The 17,951-nt window shown below is 52.2% G+C and carries 15 protein-coding genes and 1 other annotated feature; of the genes, 13 read left to right on the top strand and 2 right to left on the bottom strand.

The window, feature by feature from the left end; all coding sequences use genetic code 11:
• Nucleotides 1–45: 45 nt before the first annotated feature.
• Nucleotides 46–262 (top strand) — a binding site (T-box leader).
• Between the two features lie 72 nt (nucleotides 263–334).
• Nucleotides 335–2,770, top strand: a complete 2,436-nt coding sequence (gene leuS, locus QQK89_RS17790; RefSeq protein WP_284239984.1) for a leucine--tRNA ligase — start codon at nucleotides 335–337, stop codon at nucleotides 2,768–2,770.
• A 50-nt stretch (nucleotides 2,771–2,820) separates the two neighbouring features.
• Here the strand turns inward: leuS and comER are convergent, their stop codons facing one another.
• Complete coding sequence (gene comER, locus QQK89_RS17785) at nucleotides 2,821–3,660, bottom strand: late competence protein ComER (RefSeq protein ID WP_284239983.1); 840 nt, start codon at nucleotides 3,658–3,660, stop codon at nucleotides 2,821–2,823.
• Nucleotides 3,661–3,768: 108 nt separating this feature from the next.
• On the opposite strand from comER, the gene QQK89_RS17780 reads away from it, so the two are divergent.
• The 8 genes from QQK89_RS17780 (at nucleotide 3,769) to holA (ending at nucleotide 12,307) form a co-directional block, all read left to right on the top strand.
• On the top strand, nucleotides 3,769–4,341 hold the full coding sequence (locus QQK89_RS17780) for a ComEA family DNA-binding protein (RefSeq protein ID WP_284239982.1): 573 nt from the start codon (nucleotides 3,769–3,771) through the stop codon (nucleotides 4,339–4,341).
• Nucleotides 4,342–4,491: 150 nt separating this feature from the next.
• Nucleotides 4,492–5,796 carry a homocysteine synthase gene (locus QQK89_RS17775; RefSeq protein ID WP_284239981.1) on the top strand — a complete coding sequence of 435 codons (1,305 nt, stop codon included), beginning with the start codon at nucleotides 4,492–4,494 and terminating at the stop codon, nucleotides 5,794–5,796.
• Nucleotides 5,797–5,895: 99 nt separating this feature from the next.
• A complete protein-coding gene (locus QQK89_RS17770; protein ID WP_284240202.1) occupies nucleotides 5,896–6,426 on the top strand; it encodes a deoxycytidylate deaminase in 531 nt (176 codons plus the stop codon).
• A 162-nt stretch (nucleotides 6,427–6,588) separates the two neighbouring features.
• The gene (locus tag QQK89_RS17765; RefSeq protein WP_284239980.1) at nucleotides 6,589–7,311 is read left to right on the top strand and encodes a ComEC/Rec2 family competence protein; all 723 of its coding nucleotides are present in this window, start codon (nucleotides 6,589–6,591) and stop codon (nucleotides 7,309–7,311) included.
• Nucleotides 7,227–9,209, top strand: coding sequence for a ComEC/Rec2 family competence protein (locus QQK89_RS17760; protein ID WP_284239979.1), 1,983 nt, complete (start codon nucleotides 7,227–7,229; stop codon nucleotides 9,207–9,209). The genes QQK89_RS17765 and QQK89_RS17760 overlap by 85 nt, the downstream gene beginning before the upstream one ends.
• 234 nt (nucleotides 9,210–9,443) lie before the next feature.
• Nucleotides 9,444–9,992, top strand: coding sequence for an RNA polymerase sigma factor (locus QQK89_RS17755; RefSeq protein ID WP_091188819.1), 549 nt, complete (start codon nucleotides 9,444–9,446; stop codon nucleotides 9,990–9,992).
• Nucleotides 9,989–11,020, top strand: a complete 1,032-nt coding sequence (locus QQK89_RS17750) for an anti-sigma factor family protein (protein ID WP_284239977.1) — start codon at nucleotides 9,989–9,991, stop codon at nucleotides 11,018–11,020. Before QQK89_RS17755 ends, QQK89_RS17750 begins: the two co-directional genes overlap by 4 nt.
• Before the next feature lie 237 nt (nucleotides 11,021–11,257).
• Nucleotides 11,258–12,307 carry a DNA polymerase III subunit delta gene (holA, locus tag QQK89_RS17745; RefSeq protein WP_284239975.1) on the top strand — a complete coding sequence of 350 codons (1,050 nt, stop codon included), beginning with the start codon at nucleotides 11,258–11,260 and terminating at the stop codon, nucleotides 12,305–12,307.
• A gap of 59 nt (nucleotides 12,308–12,366) precedes the next feature.
• On the opposite strand, the gene rpsT is transcribed toward holA, so the two are convergent.
• Nucleotides 12,367–12,639, bottom strand: a complete 273-nt coding sequence (rpsT, locus tag QQK89_RS17740) for a 30S ribosomal protein S20 (protein ID WP_015843799.1) — start codon at nucleotides 12,637–12,639, stop codon at nucleotides 12,367–12,369.
• Between the two features lie 216 nt (nucleotides 12,640–12,855).
• Between rpsT and gpr the strand changes: the two genes are divergently transcribed.
• The 4 genes from gpr to lepA all read left to right on the top strand — a co-directional run bounded on the left by gpr (nucleotide 12,856) and on the right by lepA (nucleotide 17,701).
• Nucleotides 12,856–13,863, top strand: a complete 1,008-nt coding sequence (gpr, locus tag QQK89_RS17735) for a GPR endopeptidase (RefSeq protein ID WP_284239974.1) — start codon at nucleotides 12,856–12,858, stop codon at nucleotides 13,861–13,863.
• 184 nt (nucleotides 13,864–14,047) lie between these two features.
• Nucleotides 14,048–15,301 carry a stage II sporulation protein P gene (locus tag QQK89_RS17730; RefSeq protein ID WP_284239973.1) on the top strand — a complete coding sequence of 418 codons (1,254 nt, stop codon included), beginning with the start codon at nucleotides 14,048–14,050 and terminating at the stop codon, nucleotides 15,299–15,301.
• A 55-nt stretch (nucleotides 15,302–15,356) separates the two neighbouring features.
• Entirely contained in the window at nucleotides 15,357–15,785 is a 429-nt protein-coding gene (locus QQK89_RS17725) for a hypothetical protein (protein ID WP_284239972.1), read from the top strand.
• A 98-nt stretch (nucleotides 15,786–15,883) separates the two neighbouring features.
• Nucleotides 15,884–17,701, top strand: a complete 1,818-nt coding sequence (gene lepA / locus QQK89_RS17720) for a translation elongation factor 4 (RefSeq protein ID WP_284239970.1) — start codon at nucleotides 15,884–15,886, stop codon at nucleotides 17,699–17,701.
• The last annotated feature ends 250 nt before the right edge of the window (nucleotides 17,702–17,951 follow it).

The raw sequence follows: 17,951 nt of genomic DNA, 5'->3' as shown, positions 1-17,951 counted from the left end.
GGCGCTTACGGCGTTATAATCGGGGTTAACCATGTTTTTCTATAATTAATGGCGTTGAAGAGGAGCAGTAATGTCGCATTGCAAGGCTTAGAGAGCCGGCGAATGGTGAAAGCCGGACCTGCAGCGATATGAATCTCGCCTTGGAGCTTTTGCGTGAATAACGCAGCGTATAGTCCGCGTTAAGGATTTAGAGTGAACGGAAGGCAAAGCATGCCGGCCGTTAACTAGGGTGGTACCACGGGAATAATCTCTCGTCCCTAGCGATAATACGCTAGGGGCGGGAGTTTTTTTGTGTTAGGTTAGACGATGCGCATGTTACTAGGAGGAAATGATCATGAGTCAGGAATTTCACGGCTATAACCCGCTTACGGTAGAGCCGAAATGGCAGAAATATTGGGACGAGAACAAAACGTTCGCAACAACGGAAGATCCGGGCAAGGAGAAATTTTACGCGCTGGATATGTTCCCGTATCCGTCCGGCGCAGGCCTGCACGTAGGTCACCCGGAAGGTTATACCGCTACGGACATCGTATCCCGTTACAAACGGATGCGCGGCTACAATGTCCTTCATCCAATGGGTTGGGACGCATTTGGTCTGCCTGCGGAGCAATACGCTTTGCAGACGGGACGCCACCCGCGCGAGATTACGGTAGAGAACATCAACAACTTCCGCCGTCAGATCAAATCGCTTGGATTCTCGTACGATTGGGACCGCGAATTCAGCACGACCGATCCGGATTATTATAAATGGACGCAATGGATCTTTATCCAACTGTACAACAAAGGCCTTGCTTATGTAGCGGAAGTACCGGTTAACTGGTGCCCGGCACTCGGTACGGTCCTTGCGAACGAAGAAGTCATCGACGGCCTCAGCGAGCGCGGCGGCCATCCGGTTATCCGCAAGCCAATGCGCCAATGGATGCTGAAAATTACCGAATATGCAGAACGCTTGCTCGAGGATCTGGAAGAGCTCGACTGGTCGGAAAGCATCAAAGACATGCAGCGCAACTGGATCGGCAAATCGACAGGCGCGGAAGTCACTTTTGCAATCGACGGCCACGACGCTTCGCTGGTTGTATTTACGACCCGTCCCGATACGCTGTTTGGCGCTACTTATTGCGTGCTGGCACCTGAGCATGAACTTGTCGGCCAAATTACGACAGCTGATCAAGCCGCAGCGGTTGAAGCTTACAAAGAAGCGGCTGCACGCAAGAGCGATCTGGAACGTACTGATCTGGCGAAGGACAAATCAGGCGTATTCACGGGCGCTTACGCGATCAACCCGGTTAACGGCGCGAAGACGCCAATCTGGATTGCCGATTATGTGCTTGCCGGTTACGGCACGGGAGCGATTATGGCGGTACCAGGCCATGATACGCGCGACTGGGAGTTTGCGAAGCAATTCGATCTGCCAATCGTTGAGGTTGTTCAAGGCGGCGACGTGTCGAAGGAAGCTTATGCGGGCGACGGTCCTCACGTAAATTCGGAATTCCTGAACGGTCTGACCAATGAAGACGCGATCAAAACGATGATCGAGCATCTCGAAGGTTCCGGCAAAGGCCATGGCAAAGTGACTTACCGCCTGCGCGACTGGCTGTTCAGCCGCCAGCGTTATTGGGGCGAGCCAATTCCGATCTTGCACTTGGAAGACGGCACCATGAAGCCGGTTCCTGTTGATCAGCTGCCGCTTGTATTGCCGGACGTAGAGGCGATCAAGCCATCCGGTACCGGTGAATCTCCGCTTGCCAACGTTACGGAGTGGGTGAATACGGTTGATCCGGAAACGGGCATGAAAGCGCGCCGCGAGACAAACACAATGCCGCAATGGGCGGGAAGCTGCTGGTATTACCTGCGCTTTATCGATCCAAAGAACGAGAACGAAATCTGTTCGCCGGAGAAGCAAAAGGAATGGCTGCCGGTTGACCTGTATATCGGCGGCGCGGAGCACGCTGTTCTGCACTTGCTGTACGCTCGCTTCTGGCATAAAGTATTGTACGACCTGGGCGTTGTGAACACGAAGGAACCGTTCCACAAGCTCGTTAACCAAGGGATGATCCTCGGTACGAACAACGAGAAAATGTCCAAATCCCGCGGCAACGTCATTAACCCGGACGATATCGTGAACGAATTTGGCGCGGATACGCTCCGGATGTACGAAATGTTCATGGGACCTCTGGAAGCGACTAAGCCATGGAACACGAACGGCGTAGAGGGCACTTACCGCTTCCTGAGCCGCGTATGGCGTTTGTTTGTCGGCGATGACGGCAACGTTAACGCGAAAATCTCAAACGACGGCGAAACAACTAAAGCGTTCAAGCAAACTTGGCACCGCACCATCAAGAAGGTTACGGACGACTTCGAGAATTTGCGCTTTAACACGGCGATCAGCCAATTGATGATTTTCGTCAACGAAGCATACAAGACGGACGTTCTGCCGCTTGAAGCGATGAAACAATTCGTGCAAATGCTGTCTCCGCTTGCTCCGCACATCACGGAAGAATTGTGGGAGAAACTTGGCGGAACCGAGTCGATCACTTATGCGGCTTGGCCGACTTACGAGGAAGCTTTGACGGTTGACGACGAAGTCGAAATCGTTGTTCAAGTAAACGGTAAAATTATCGAGCGTGTCTCCATAGCTGCCGATACGGCGGAAGCGGAGATGGAAAGCCTCGCCAAAGACATGGATAAAGTGAAAGAACTGATAGAAGGCAAAACGATCCGTAAAGTGGTCGTTGTTAAGGGCAAGCTCGTCAACATCGTTGCGAACTAAATAGCACGGCAAAAAAAGAAGAGGTGAGCGGTCCAGCAGCGCAAATTGTGCTACTGTCCGTTCACCTCTTCGCCGTAGAAATCGGCTGTTATCTTGGCTACGTCTTCATCGAACTTTTTATGTGTCGTCCGGATCAGCCGGTTAAAGGTGCCGTCAAGCTCGCGATTCAGAAGCTGCAGCGCTTGCGCCGTTATTCCGCCGGGAACCGCGACTCTGCGCTGAACGTCTTCCGGAGATAAACCGCCTTCGGTGAGAAGAAGGCCGGTCCCGAGCAGCATCGAGCTTGCCACTTTGACCGCATCCTCCCGCGCAATGCCCGTCTCGCTAACGGCGGCATCGACAAACTGCTCAACCAGGTACGCGAAAAACGCCGGTCCGCAACTGGAGAGATCCGATACGATCCTTGTGTAGGGCTCTTCAATCGGAAGGGGCTCGCTAATGAAGGCCAGCAGATCTTCGAGCATGATTCGGTCTTCTTCCGCAATTCTCGTGCCGTAAATGCATAAGGTCGCGCCGCTCCATACGAAGTTGGTGACGCTTGGTATTACTTTTGCGATTTTGCACGGAACCAGCTCTTCCAGATGCCCGATCAGAACCGGGCTTGTGATCGATATTAGAAGCTGCTCCGGCCGCAATACGGGAAGCAGCTCATCAATGACTTTCTTATATTCATGCGGCTTCACGCATAAGAACAAGAGATCGCTGACGCTAGCGGTGCTTGCATTCGAACGCTCGGCTCTCATTCCGGGAAATCGCTCGGCAATCGCTTGTGCTTTTGCATGCGTGCGGTTGCTGATAACGATCTGACACGGGTCGAGTGCTCCAGATGCTACGAATGCTTCGATCAGCAGGCTTCCCATTGCTCCCGTACCAATGAATCCGACATTCATGCTCAGCCCTCCTAACAGATTTGCTCTTTTAACCTATTCCGCAAGACTTGCCACATATGACATGAAAATGTTAAAAATCGCCTTTTTATCGTGAAAGGAGTATCTATTATGGCTCGTTTTTTAAATGGACGTCGAACAAATTCGAATCGTAGCAGTTGGATTGTTCCTCTTTTGTTAATAGCTGCGGCAGCCGTCTTAATTATGGCGGCTTTGGCACAGCCGAAGGAGAAACCCCCTGAAGATTGGGTGCAGTTGAACCGCGAGGTGGAAAGCGCTCTGAACGTGCATGAAGTGAAGGAAGCCGATGCGCAGGCGGCGCAAAAGCCGGTGACAACGGGGTTAGCGGAGGAAGCGGTAAACACGGAAGGGCCGGAGAAAGCAAAGGCTGAGGAGGTGGAAGAGGAAGCGGAGGCTGAGGAGGTGGAAGCGGAAGCGGAGGCGGAAGACAAGCAAGCAGCCAAGTCCGAGGTTGAAGCCGGTTCAGGCCTGATTGATATCAATCGGGCAAGTGTCGAGCAGCTGGATACGTTGAAGGGGATAGGACCGTCAAAGGCACGGGCGATTATCGCCAACCGCGAGCAGAACGGACTTTTTCGATCGGTGGACGATCTTCTCAGAGTTAAGGGGATTGGCGATAAATTGCTGGCCGGCATAAAAGATGGCATTGTAGCAAAGCCGTGATTATGAGAAAATGGGACAAGGTGCAGGGAGGTATTCCCAGCCCGGGACCATTTCAGGTACAGCCGAATAATGAATGGACTACCATAATCGAGCCGTTTGCTTTGAAGTGGTTGTAGCATGTCTAACCTATATATCAAGGAGTTGTTGCACATGTCTAATCAAGAGCAAAACAAACGTTCGCTCGACACATTGGCCGTCCATGGCGGACAGGAGATCGATCCTACTACATTCGCCAGAGCCGTTCCGATCTACCAGACGACCTCGTATGGCTTCCGGGATACGGACCATGCGGCGAATTTGTTCTCGCTGCAGGAGTTTGGCAACATTTATACCCGACTGATGAACCCGACAACGGATGTATTCGAGAAACGCGTAGCCGAGCTGGAAGGCGCACCTGCGGCGCTTGCCGTAGCGTCCGGACAAGCCGCGATTACGTATTCGATTATGAATATTGCAGGCGCGGGGGATGAGATCGTATCGGCGACCAGCTTGTACGGAGGTACATACAATCTGTTCTCGACAACTCTCCCCAAGCTTGGCATTCAGGTGAAATTTGTTGATCCGTCGAATCCGGAGAACTTCCGCGGAGCGATTACGGAGCGAACCAAAGCATTGTACGCCGAGACCGTCGGCAACCCGAAGGGGGATGTTCTGGATATTGAAGCGGTAGCGGCTATCGCGCATGAGCACGGTATTCCGCTGATCGTCGACAACACGTTCCCGAGCCCTTATTTGCTCAGGCCGATTGAGCATGGAGCGGATATTGTCGTGCATTCCGCAACGAAATTTATCGGCGGCCACGGTACGTCGATCGGCGGGGTTATCGTAGACGGCGGACGATTCGACTGGTCGGCAAGCGGCAAGTTCCCGGGTCTTACTACGCCGGATCCGAGCTATCACGGCGTTGTATATACAGAGGCTGTTGGTCCAATTGCTTATATTATCAAAGCAAGAGTACAACTGCTAAGAGATATGGGCGCCGCATTGTCGCCGTTCAACTCGTTCCTGCTGCTGCAGGGATTAGAGACGATACACTTGCGCATGGAACGCCACAGCTCGAACGCTCTAGCGGTGGCTCAATTCCTCGAGACGCATGAGGCGGTGGAGTGGGTCAGCTATCCGGGCCTTGAAAGCCATCCGTCGTATAAGCTAGCTTTGAAATATTTGCCGGACGGTCAAGGAGCTATTCTGACTTTTGGCATTAAAGGCGGAATTGAGGCCGGCAAAAAAGTGATCAACAACGTCAAGCTGTTCTCGCATTTGGCGAACGTCGGCGATTCGAAATCGCTTATTATCCATCCGGCAAGCACCACTCATCAGCAATTGTCGGCTGAAGAGCAGGAAGCGGCGGGGGTAACCTCCGGTTTGATCCGTTTATCGATTGGCACCGAAGGCATTAAAGATATTTTGGCCGACCTCGATCAAGCGTTGCGCGGCAGTCAATTGAACTCATAAGATATATCCTACAACAAGAGAGAGACAGAACCGGTGAATGCGGCTGTGCCGCCATTCGCCGGGAGCTGTCTGTGGCAAACGGAAAAGGAGCTGGAAATGATGTCAGAATCACAAGATGCCTCGCGCAAAGACTGGGACACCTATTTCATGGATATCGCTTATATGGTGTCGACGCGTTCGCGTTGTCCCCGCCGCCATGTCGGGTCGGTGCTCGTACAGGGGAAAAAGCTGCTTGGCACGGCTTATAACGGCGCTCCGATGGGCGTGCAGGATTGCTCGGAAGCCGGTTGCATGATCGCCGAGGAATGGGAAACTAAACTTGGCGATGACGGCCAGGAGCAGATGGTGAAGAAACAGCGCTGCATCCGTACGATTCACGCGGAGCAAAATCTGCTGCTCTTCACGGATCGTGCCGACCGGGAAGGATCTACCGTATACGTGACGGACCAGCCTTGCTGGACATGCGCGAATATGCTCGCGAACAGCGGAGTGCAGGAGATCGTATTCCACCGGGGATATCCGAAGGACAGCGATAAAGTGAGTCTGCTCATGAGCCAGAAAGGGATTGTATTCCGCTTCCTGTCCGATTACGAACCACCGCCGCAGGCAAGCATGAAAGTCACTTCGTAACTTGAATGAACAAATGGGGAAGAACCTCTGCATGCATCTTATATAGATGCGTCTGGAGGTTCTTTTTTATTTACCGCATAAAACCTCCCTCTAAGCGGGGGCGCACATCATGGAGCGGCTTCTATAGAGGTTTCTCATTTGGATTGGAAAGAAGGGGTCGCTGTGAATAAACGGCCGTTAGTCTGGTTTGCCGTATGCTGGATTGCGGGGAGCAGCTTTGCTGCGGAGCTTGACTTTGGAGGCGTTCTTTTGGCTTTAGGCGCCGTAGCGATGCTGCTGTTTGCGCTTGTACGGATCAATCAGTCGTCTAGGACGCTTGCCATTGTCTGCTTAATCGGCTGCGCATTGGCAGCCGGCCAGCGGTTATGGGCGGATACCCGCCATGTGACGGCGCTGGATTTGCCGGGCGCTTCGTATGAAGCGGAAGCGACGGGCACGATTGTGTCCGCGGTCGAGATCGACGGCGACCGCGCGATGTTCCGCGTGACGGCCGATGCCGTCCGCGTAGGTGGCGAAGCGGCGCCGCGCAAGGTCCGCGAGCGCCTGCTCGTGCAGGTGCGGCTTGCTGAGCAGCCGCACCGGGACATCGCCGCCGCGTGGCATCGCGGCGACAAAGTGCGCCTCGCCGGCGAGCTATCGCTGCCGGCGGGCGCATCCAATAGCGGCGGCTTCGATTACCGCCGCTATCTCGAGAGCAGCCAGCATGTTCACTGGCTGCTCGAGGTCACGGGCATCGGCGCCGTCCATGCGGNNCGCCCCCCCCCCCCCCCCCCCCGGGCCCGGGCTGGACCGCGGCCGCTATGCTCGGCCGCGTGGATGCCGCGCGCGACTGGCTTGGCGCGCGGATGGACCAATTGTACCCGGCCGATCAGTCCGGGTACATGAAGGGGCTGGTCCTCGGCATCCGCGAGGACCTTGACCCCGAGCAGTTCCAGCAATTTTCCCGGCTGGGACTGACTCATATATTGGCCATATCCGGCCTTCATGTGGCTGTATTTATATACGCGCTTGGAGCCGTTATGCGGCTGCTGCGCATGACAAGGGAGCGGATCCTCGTCGCTTTGATGATGGCCGTTCCGCTGTATGTCCTGCTGTCCGGTTCTTCTCCGTCGGTTGTTAGAGCCGGGCTGATGGCGATGCTGGCGTTGCTCGCCGCCAGAATGGACAAGTTGAAGGACGGTCTGCATCTGCTGGCGGCGGCTGCGGTCGCCATGTTGGTCTGGAACCCTTATTTCTTATCGGATGTTGGGTTCCAATTGTCCTTTGCGGTTACCGCGGGACTGATCCTGTTCGTTCCGCCGGTTAGGAGGGCGATGCCCAATTGGCCGAGAAGCAAATCGCTGTTTGATTTGCTGGTCGTGACGGTTGTTGCGCAGGCCGTCTCTTTTCCTCTGACCATCTATTACTTTAATCAATTTCATCTCCTGTCGATTCCGGCGAATCTGATTCTAGTGCCGTTCATTAGCTTTATCGTTATGCCGATTGGTGCCGTCGCATTGCTGTTTGGTTTGCTATGGCCGCTTGGCGGTCAACTGCTTGCGGCAGTTAGCGTGTATGCGAATGATTGGACCTTCCTATTCGTCGAGAAGCTGGGAGAGGTAGAAGCGGTGCGATCCATCTGGGCAACTCCTCCGGTATGGTGGATAGCCGCATGGTACATGACGCTGAGCGTATTGTGCAGATTGCTTCCTGAAGCTCCGTCTGCTGCGTTGCCAGCGGACGCCTCCGAGGTGACGCAACCTCTCGCGGATACGGCGTTTGGAATAGCGATCCATTCAGAGCCGATTTGGGAGCTAACCGAAGCCCGCAAGCTTCCGATATGGCAAAGTCGGCTAAGCGGATTGCTATTATCTCTAACGGCGGGAGCCGGTTTGCTGCTCTACGCTTATTATCCGGATCTGCTTAAACGGACTGCCGAGGTAGACGTGCTGGATGTGGGGCAAGGCGATTCGATTTATATCCGTTCGCCGCATGGCAAACGGATTCTGGTGGATGGCGGAGGGACGCTGAGCTTCCGAAAAGCCGGCGAAGAATGGAAGGATCGGAGCGATCCGTTTGAAGTGGGAAAGAAGGTTGTAGTTCCTTTATTAATGAAGAGAGGCGTTCACGCAATCGATTTGCTCGTGCTTTCCCATCTCGACAGCGATCATATCCGGGGACTGCAAGCGGTCCTGGAATCGATTCCGGTTAAGGCGATTGTATGGAATGGCAGCTTGAAATCCGCTGAAGATGCGGAGAAACTTCTGCAAACCGCCGTAAAAAAGCGGATTCCGCTGTACCGAGCCGAATTTGGAGAGCGGTGGGAGGTTGACGAGCATACGGTATTAACCGTATTATGGCCGCCGCATACTTCCGGGAAGGAAGTTCCGCATATCAAAGAGCAGAATGACGACAGCGTCGTTTTATATATGAAGCTTTATGAATCCTCGTTTCTGCTAAGCGGCGATATAAGCAGTAAAACGGAGGCCGCGATCCTGGCGCGGATGCAGGAGAAGCCTTCCGCATTTGCTGCAGATGAAGCTGATGATGAATTCAAGCAGGTAGACGTTCTTAAAGTCGCGCATCACGGGAGTAAATACTCCACGTCCGAAGAGTGGCTGCGGTATTGGAATCCTCTGCAGGCTGCGATTTCGGTAGGAGCAACCAATACTTACGGGCATCCGCATCCCGATGTCCTTAAGCGCCTTCGGTCGGAAGGGACCGATGTGCTGCGCACCGATAAGGACGGCGAGATCCGATATAAGGTAAATCGTGCCGGAATCTATGAACAAACGATCAGGTAAATAGAGGAAAAAAATTATTGAAGAGTCTATCTTCCCATCCTCTTTGCCCGCCAAAATGCTTCTTTCAACCTAACCCACTAGGAACTACCTATATACGGGGTTCCATTTTTTTGTTATCCTTTAGGTTGGAGTTTTCTACTATTTCACTTAAAAAATTAAAGCTTTTTCATTTTTGGTATGCAACATTTTATGCAACGTACTCGTCAGAGAGGTTGCAAGAGAGGGGGATCCTTCGTGGTCGAGCCTGGCCTTATCAGAGCCGCTCAGTCAGGAGATCGGGATGCTTTAATTACTCTATTGCGAGAGATTGAAACCCATGTTTACCGGACAGCCTATTATATATTGAACAATGAACAGGATGCGATGGACGCAGCGCAGGAAGCGTTGATCCGGATTTATACGAAAATCGGCTCCTACGAAGAGAAGGCCCAGTTCAAAACATGGATTCAACGGATAGTAACAAATATTTGTATAGATAAGTTTAGAAGAAGCAAGCCAACCGTATCGATAGACGAGCATGAAATGGTATTCCGGGAGAAGCAAAATGTCGAAGACGAGGTCTTGTCGGCTTATGCCGTGCAAGACATTCGCAACGCCATCGACAAATTGCCGGAGCATCATCGGGCAGTAGTTGTACTGCGTTATTTGCAGGATTTCTCTTATAACGAAATCGCTGATTCGCTTGATCTGCCTTTAAATACGGTGAAATCCTACTTATTCCGAGCAAGGCAGCAGCTTCAAACTTTACTACATGATTATCAGAAAGGTGGTGTCCGGGGATGACTTGTCAAGAGGTGATCGAATACATGAATCGGCAGCTAGACGGCGATTTGAATGAACATGAATATGAGATCTTGATCAAGCATACGAGACATTGTCCGGACTGTGCAGCAATGTTTGAGCGGCTGAGAAAGCTGTCAGAGGAGCTTGGGAGTTTACCTCACGTCATGCCAAAGTACAGTCTGGTAGACGCTATTTTACCTCAGCTTGAACAAATTGTACCGTTCCGGCAGCCGGAAGCCGCTACGATGGAGCTTTCTCCATCAGCGGTTACCGGGCTTTCGCAGCAGACAAACCGGCGTACGAAAGAACGGCATCAGCTGCGCTTCCGCGCAATTACCGGTATTATCGCGGCGAGTGTTGCCGCGGGATTGTTCCTGGTATCCTATAATGCGGGATTATTCCCGACTTCAGGCAGCTTTAGCGATAACAATAGCGCGCAAACGGCGTCATCGGATGCGGCATCCAGCATGCTTGACACAAGCAAGTCATTGAAAGAAGTTCAGCCTTTGGCTAATAACGCTGGCAAAGACTCGATTGATTCGTTTGTAGAAAAATCGGATACATCCGAGGACGCTAAACAATTCTACAGCGCACAAAATGAGACGGGTGGATCAGAAGCTTCCGGCAACGATGCCGGAACATCCAACGAACCCGCATCCGGCAGCAATACGGATTCCGGTTCCGTAACCGGCGAAGCTCCATCCGTAAGCGCCAATCAAGGTGGCGGCAATAGCGGAAGCGAACCGAACCAAGGGATAACCGGGTATGTACCGGCTCCGCTTGAAGCAGCCTCGCCGGACGGCGGTTATATTGCCAAGGCTGTAGGTTACCAGATCCACATCTACAAGTCCGGTGAAGAGTCCGGCAAAGCGTATTATGATTCCGTGCGAAGAAACGGCAAGATCGCCACTCTCGTATGGTCGGCAGACAACAAACAGCTGACTTATGAGATTCAACTGGAATCCGGCGGTATGGAACGTTACGTCGTTGACGTGAAGACCAAAACGGAATCGAAGGCGGCTCATTAATCCGGGATCATTTTACTACGGATATCCGCACACATGACCGGTTATTTGCGTATGATATACAAAATCAGCGCGAGCCTTGATCAAAAGTATGACCATCTGCAGGGCGGTACCATGGACCTGACTGCCGATGTTTATATAGATGTTCAGGGACAAAGGGATGAGGCCATAGCTGCCCATCCCTTTGTTGCTGTTATGCGTCTAGCTTGAGGTTTATTATTTGTGATGAGATCGCGAGGGATGTTTTTGGAAGCAAAAGAAGCGATGAAGGAAATTAAAGCGGGGAAATTCCGGCCTGCTTATGTAATATACGGCAAAGATCGCTACCGCATTGGACAGTTTGTGGATACCTTGACGGAGGCTATGTTCACGCCGGACGAGCGCGAGCTTGGCGTAGTCAAGTTCGATACGTCGGAGACGCTTATAGAGGAAGCGGCGCTTGAAGCGGAGACGTTGCCGTTTTTTGTGGAGCGGAAGCTCGTTATTGTCCGTGACTCCGTCGTGTTCGCGGCTGGGGGCAAGGAGGGCGGCAAGCTGGATCATAAGACGGACCGGCTGCAGCAATACCTGGATATTCCGTCGGAGACGACGGTTATGTTGTTTATTATCCATGCAGAGAAGCTGGACGAGCGTCGCAAGCTGGTTAAGATGCTGAAGGACCGCGATGCCTTGATTGCCTTTCAGGAGCTTGACGCGGGCGAACTGAAGCGCTGGGTGGTGAAGCGGGCGGAAGAGCAGAAGCGGACGATGACGGCGGATGCCGCGGACCTGCTTCTGTCGCGAATCGGAGCGAATATGCAGCAGTTAGCACTTGAAGTGGACAAGTTATGCCTTCATGCCGGAGAAGGCGGGGTCATTGGCGTAGAAGAGACGGAGCTGCTGACGGCTTCCACGGTAGAAGAAGATGTGTTTGCGCTGGTGGATGCCATTGCAAGCATGCAGGTTGACCGGTCGCTTAAGCTGTACCGGGCTTTGCTGATAAGAAGGGAAGAGCCTATCAAGATTGCCGCATTAATTGCCAGACAGCTGCGGATTATGCTGCAGATCAAAGAGCTGGAGCAGCATCGGTATTCGCCTCAACAGATGGCCGGGCAGATTGGACTACATCCGTATGCGGTAAAGCTTGCCGCGGAGAAAAGTCAGAAGTTCAAGGTAACCAGGCTTGGCGCGCTGCTTAATGACGTGGCGGATCTGGATTATAAAATGAAAACTGGCGCCATTGACAAGACGCTTGGCTTGGAACTTTTTCTGCTGTCGCTTGGCTTGCAGCAAGGTCAAAGCGCGAAATAACGATAACGACAAATCAAAAACGGCTTCGCATATGCGAAGCCGTTCATTTGTTTGCGGTATTAAGCTTGAGCCGACAGAGCGTTCAGCTTTTTAGCAAGACGAGATTTTTTGCGGGAAGCCGCATTTTTATGAATCAGGCCTTTAGTAACCGCTTTGTCCAATTTTTTCGTTGCAGCGACCAGAGCAGCTTTAGCTACTTCTACGTCAGTGCCAGCGATAGCTTGGTCAGCAGATTTAACAGCCGTACGAAGCGCGGATTTTTGGGAAGCGTTCAAAGCGCGGCGTTTTTCGCTCGTTTTAACGCGTTTGATTGCGGATTTAATGTTTGGCATCGAGTTTCACCTCCTACAAAGTTTGCGTAAGCAAACAAAAAGCATACGCTATAAGTCTAGGTAACACAACTTAAAATATATTACCATGCACGACTGCGAAAAGCAATAGCGAGCTGCTACTGCCATTTTTGCACAATCGCGGCAAAGTATGAAATCGTCTTCCTTCACGAACAATAAGCTGGAGAGAATGGTAAGGTTTGAAGGGAGAATGGTAAGATGGCCGAACTTGATTTGCAGCAATATAACATTCGTACCGATCTGGCGCTAGAAGCCAAAGAAATAGCGGAGCAGCTTGGCGGAGGAGGTCCGATCCCGGGCATCCATTCGGAGACGACCGAAGATAACGGCATTACGATCACGCATCTGCATGTGCAAAACGAGCAAGGCTCGCGGGCAATCGGCAAAGTGGTGGGGCGCTACGTTACGATTGAAGTACCTGACCTGCGCAAACAGGATACGGGGCTGCAGGATCGCGTAGCGACGCAATTTGCGAAACATTTCGAAACGTTCCTCGAGAGGATTGGCATAGGCAAGACGGCAAAGGTGCTTATTGTGGGCCTTGGCAACTGGAACGTGACGCCGGATGCGCTTGGGCCGCTGGTCGTGGAAAACGTAATGGTAACGCGGCACTTTTTCGAGCTGATGCCCGACCAGGTTGCGCCGGGTTACCGCGCAGTGAGTGCCGTGGCTCCCGGGGTGCTCGGGATTACCGGGATTGAGTCGAGCGAGATCGTCCAAGGCATCGCGGAGAAAAGCCGTCCGGACGTCATTATTGCCATCGACGCGTTGGCTTCCAAATCGCTGGACCGCGTCAACACGACGATTCAAATCGCGGATATCGGCATCCATCCGGGTTCCGGGATCGGCAACAAACGTAAAGGTTTAACGAAGGAAATTCTGGGAATTCCAGTGATTGCCATAGGAGTGCCAACTGTCGTGTATGCTTCTACAATCGTAAACCATACGATCGAGTTGATGAAAAGCCATATGGAGGCTAACAAAGGCAACAATGATCAGATCTTTGGCCTGATGAACCAGATGGGGGAAGCGGAACGTCTGCAGCTTGTGAAGGAAGCTTTGAATCCGCTTGGTCACGATCTGCTGGTGACTCCTAAAGAAATTGACGAGTTTATCGAAGATATCGCCAATATTATCGCAAGCGGTTTGAATGCCTCGCTTCATGAGGCGGTTGATTCAGACAACGTTGCTGCTTATACGCACTAAGGGAATTCCGTACAAGCTCTTGAGGCAATGGCCTCGAGAGCTTTTTTGCGTTTGGGGTATTCTCTTAATCTAGCAAATCATCCTCCCAACTCTATTAATTTCGAATTCGACGGTTCTATTAAAGTTTCTTGTCTCATAGATTAGTAGCAGATGAGCAACGAAGAAGCGGGAGGTATGGCTTGAAATGAAAAAAACGATTATGTTGTTTGATCTGACGCGCGGAAGCAAACGTATTCGTCAATTGCTTGTAACCGGAAAAACCTTCATGGTTTTAGCGATAAGCTCTATGTTGTTTTTTGTTGCGATTGGTCTTGCCGGCATGGCCCATCAACATTCGTTATCCGCGCCGGTGTCTTCTATGGCGGGATTTGCGTCTTCTGTTTCAAGCGGGTTTTTCGGGGATATGCTAGAGATGGAGATGCCGCAATTTCATAGCAGCAAGTCGGGCGAGGAATTGTCCGGCACGCAAATCAGCAGCTTTCTCCTTCGCTTAATGACGAATGTGAATCCCGGCGATCCGAGAAGTTTGGTTGCCGGCGAGATTCCGGGCATGAATGCAGACTCCTCCTTCCTGATCCGAGGTGGCGTAGCGACGGAACCCGATGTGTGGCCGGAGGATAATATACCGATTCCCGGAGACAAGGGCTCAAGCGGTGGAGATGATCATGGTGCCGGGGTGAATGAAGGTGACAACGAACCGGATCATACGCCGGAACCGCCTGCTTCGACTCCATCGGACGATCCGAGCCCGACGCCAACGCCAACACCGGACCAAACCGGGGGGCACACGACAGGCAAAGACAAAGTCGTCTTTATCTATCATTCCCACAGCCGGGAATCCTGGTATCCGGAAATCGCGGATAAAGACGGGGACGCCAATTCGGCTAGCAAAAATATAACGCTAGTCGGCGAACGACTCGCCGAGAAACTCGAGGATCTTGGAGTTGGAACAACCCATTCCGACGAGGATTATCCAACTACGGTTCCTGGTTACGATTGGAACTACTCGTACAAATACTCGAAGAAGACCGTTCAGGAAGCGATGGCCAGCAACAAGAAACTAAAGTTTTTCTTCGACATTCACCGCGATTCGGGCAGACGGAAGACAACTACGGCGAATATAAACGGCAAAAGCTACGCGCAAGTGTATTTCATTATCGGGCATAAAAATCCGGACTGGAAAAAGAACGCGGAATTTGCGACTCAAATTCACGAAGAGCTGGAAAAGCAATACCCGGGCTTATCCCGCGGCATTCTAGGGAAAACAACCGCAACGGGCAACGGGGAATACAACCAGTCGCTATCGGATGACAGCGTATTAATTGAAATCGGAGGCGTTGATAATACGCTGACCGAAAGCTACCGGACGGCGGATGTGCTGGCCAAAGTTATCGCGGATATTTATTGGGATGCGGAGAAAGTATCCGCTTCGAAATAAGGAAGAGGCAAGGCTGCTTCGGCAGCCTTCTCAGAGTGGAAGGGGTGCAAGCGTGATGAAGGGTGCATTAAAGTGGGTGCTGCTGGGCGGCGTGTTGGTTTTTATCGTTTTGTACGGCATCGAAATGTCCTCGTCGGGAATTGAACGGATCTACGGACCGATCGACAATAAGGGGACTTCCGCGATTATGTCGGAAGACAACGCGTATAATCAGACGGCTGCGGACGAGGAGCAGGTTAATGCCGGAACGAGCGGCTTGTCCAAGGAAGCAGACCGGAAAATCGCTCAGCTTGAGAAGGAACTGCAAGAAGTCCGCAAAATCGCGGAGCAAAATGCCCGTCATGAGCGGCTCCCCGGCATTTCGTCCGACTCGGGCGAACCAACGGTGAACAAAGTGGCGGACGGTACGGCTGGCCTTCTGCAGTCCGTCTCCAATAGCGGAATTCGGTTCATTGCTTCATTGTTTGGTTCGGTAACCGGTTAGGCAGCGGTGCATCTTGCCGTAACCGCATTGCTGGTATACCATATAGCTGATATAATGGAAAGAATGATTAGCTATATTGGATTGTGTGGGGGTTAGGCATGACAGACGTTCGTGACCGGCAAAAGAAAATTAGGAATTTCTCGATTATTGCACATATTGACCACGGGAAGTCAACGCTCGCTGACCGTATTCTTGAATTTACAGGAGCGTTATCTTCGCGCGAGATGCAGGATCAGGTTCTCGACCAGATGGATCTGGAGCGGGAGCGCGGTATCACCATCAAGCTGCAGGCCGTTCGTCTTACGTACAAAGCGGACGACGGCGAAGAATATTTACTTAATCTGATCGATACGCCGGGACATGTCGACTTCACTTATGAAGTATCCCGCAGTATGGCGGCGTGCGAAGGCGCTCTGCTTGTTGTCGATGCGGCACAAGGCATTGAAGCGCAGACGCTGGCCAACGTGTATTTGGCGCTTGACAACAACCTGGAGATTCTTCCGGTTATTAATAAAATCGACCTGCCAAGCGCAGAACCTGACCGCGTGAAACAAGAGATTGAAGATGTCATCGGCTTGGACGCAAGCGAAGCGGTTCTGGCTTCCGCAAAAGCAGGGATCGGCATTAAAGAAATTCTGGAGCAAGTGGTACAGAAGGTCCCGGCGCCAACAGGCAACCCGGATGATCCGCTTAAAGCGCTTATTTTTGACTCGCATTATGATCCGTACAAAGGGGTTATCGTGTATGTGCGCGTCATCGACGGCAGCATTCAGGCCGGCAAGAAAATCCGCTTTATGGCGACAGGCGCTGAATTTGAGGTTATCGAAGTTGGCGCGTTCAAACCGCGGATGGGCATTGTGGACGAGCTTGCGGTTGGCGACGTAGGTTTTGTTGTTGCCGGCATCAAGAACGTAAAGGATACGCGCGTCGGCGATACGGTAACGGAAGCAAAACGTCCGGCTCCGGAAGCTTTGCCAGGTTACCGCAAAATCAATCCGATGGTTTATTGCGGTCTGTACCCAATCGAGACGCAGGACTACAACGATCTTCGCGAAGCGCTTGAGAAGCTCGAACTGAACGATGCTTCGCTCCGTTACGAGCCGGAAACCTCGACAGCGCTGGGCTTTGGCTTCCGCTGCGGCTTCCTTGGCCTCCTGCATATGGAGATCATTCAGGAGCGTATTGAACGTGAGTTCAATATTCCGCTTATCACAACAGCGCCAAGCGTTATTTACCGCGTTACGCTGACGAACGGTACGGTCATGGAGATTGATAATCCGTCCAACTATCCGGAAGCTGGCAAGCTGGAATTTGTAGAGGAGCCTTATGTAAAAGCTTCGGTAATCGTGCCTAACGACTATGTAGGCGCCATCATGGAGCTTTGCCAAGGCAAACGCGGCGAATTCGTGAACATGGAGTACCTGGATACGAACCGGGTTACGCTTACTTATGAAATTCCGCTATCGGAGATTGTTTACGACTTCTTCGATCAGTTGAAATCGAGCACCAAAGGTTATGCTTCGTTCGATTACGAGCTGTCGGGCTACCGCAGATCGAATCTGGTGAAGATGGATATCATGCTGAATAACGAGCAGGTCGACGCTTTGTCCGTAATCGTTCACCGTGACCGTGCTTACCAGCGCGGACGCGTGATCTGCCAGAAGATGAAAGAGCTCATTCCGCGCCAAATGTTCGAGGTGCCGGTACAGGCTTCGATCGGTACGAAAGTTATTGCCCGCGAGACGGTCAAAGCGATGCGCAAAAACGTTCTTGCCAAGTGTTACGGCGGTGACATCAGCCGTAAACGGAAACTTCTCGACAAGCAGAAGGAAGGCAAGAAGCGGATGAAGCAGGTCGGCAGCGTAGAGGTGCCTCAAGAGGCCTTCATGGCGGTGCTGAAAATCGACGAGGACTAAGAGTAGCTGCTGCTTAGCCTGTCGTAAGATCATGGCATAGGGCTGAGCTTAGGGGACAGGGTATCTCGTTACAGCCGCTGTTGCTGATTTTTTTCTTCGAACAATTTGGATCGGTTGAAAAAAATGCAGCAAAGGCAGGCGCTTCGCTCTTCCACGAGATACCCCTTACCCCAACGCAGCCAGTGCCAAAAATCTAGACAGGACTAAGGAGCTTGCTCTCCTTAGTCCTGTCGATTTTTTATTAGGGAGA

The sequence above is a fragment of the Paenibacillus glycanilyticus genome, from assembly GCF_030161375.1.
Classification (GTDB): Bacteria; Bacillota; Bacilli; order Paenibacillales; family Paenibacillaceae; genus Pristimantibacillus; species Pristimantibacillus glycanilyticus_B.
Note: the sequence above shows the minus strand (reverse complement) of the source record. Positions and strands in the feature narration are given on the sequence as shown.

What these genes read in the sequence shown, in the direction of transcription:
- QQK89_RS17775 (WP_284239981.1), top strand. Translation starts at nt 4,492, where the DNA reads ATGTCTAATCAAGAGCAAAACAAACGTTCGCTCGACACATTGGCCGTC.
- QQK89_RS17770 (WP_284240202.1), top strand. Translation starts at nt 5,896, where the DNA reads ATGTCAGAATCACAAGATGCCTCGCGCAAAGACTGGGACACCTATTTC.
- QQK89_RS17750 (WP_284239977.1), top strand. Translation starts at nt 9,989, where the DNA reads ATGACTTGTCAAGAGGTGATCGAATACATGAATCGGCAGCTAGACGGC.
- lepA (WP_284239970.1), top strand. Translation starts at nt 15,884, where the DNA reads ATGACAGACGTTCGTGACCGGCAAAAGAAAATTAGGAATTTCTCGATT.
- QQK89_RS17730 (WP_284239973.1), top strand. Translation starts at nt 14,048, where the DNA reads ATGAAAAAAACGATTATGTTGTTTGATCTGACGCGCGGAAGCAAACGT.
- holA (WP_284239975.1), top strand. Translation starts at nt 11,258, where the DNA reads ATGTTTTTGGAAGCAAAAGAAGCGATGAAGGAAATTAAAGCGGGGAAA.
- leuS (WP_284239984.1), top strand. Translation starts at nt 335, where the DNA reads ATGAGTCAGGAATTTCACGGCTATAACCCGCTTACGGTAGAGCCGAAA.
- rpsT (WP_015843799.1), bottom strand. Translation starts at nt 12,639, where the DNA reads ATGCCAAACATTAAATCCGCAATCAAACGCGTTAAAACGAGCGAAAAA.
- QQK89_RS17725 (WP_284239972.1), top strand. Translation starts at nt 15,357, where the DNA reads ATGAAGGGTGCATTAAAGTGGGTGCTGCTGGGCGGCGTGTTGGTTTTT.
- gpr (WP_284239974.1), top strand. Translation starts at nt 12,856, where the DNA reads ATGGCCGAACTTGATTTGCAGCAATATAACATTCGTACCGATCTGGCG.
- comER (WP_284239983.1), bottom strand. Translation starts at nt 3,660, where the DNA reads ATGAATGTCGGATTCATTGGTACGGGAGCAATGGGAAGCCTGCTGATC.
- QQK89_RS17780 (WP_284239982.1), top strand. Translation starts at nt 3,769, where the DNA reads ATGGCTCGTTTTTTAAATGGACGTCGAACAAATTCGAATCGTAGCAGT.
- QQK89_RS17760 (WP_284239979.1), top strand. Translation starts at nt 7,227, where the DNA reads ATGCTCGGCCGCGTGGATGCCGCGCGCGACTGGCTTGGCGCGCGGATG.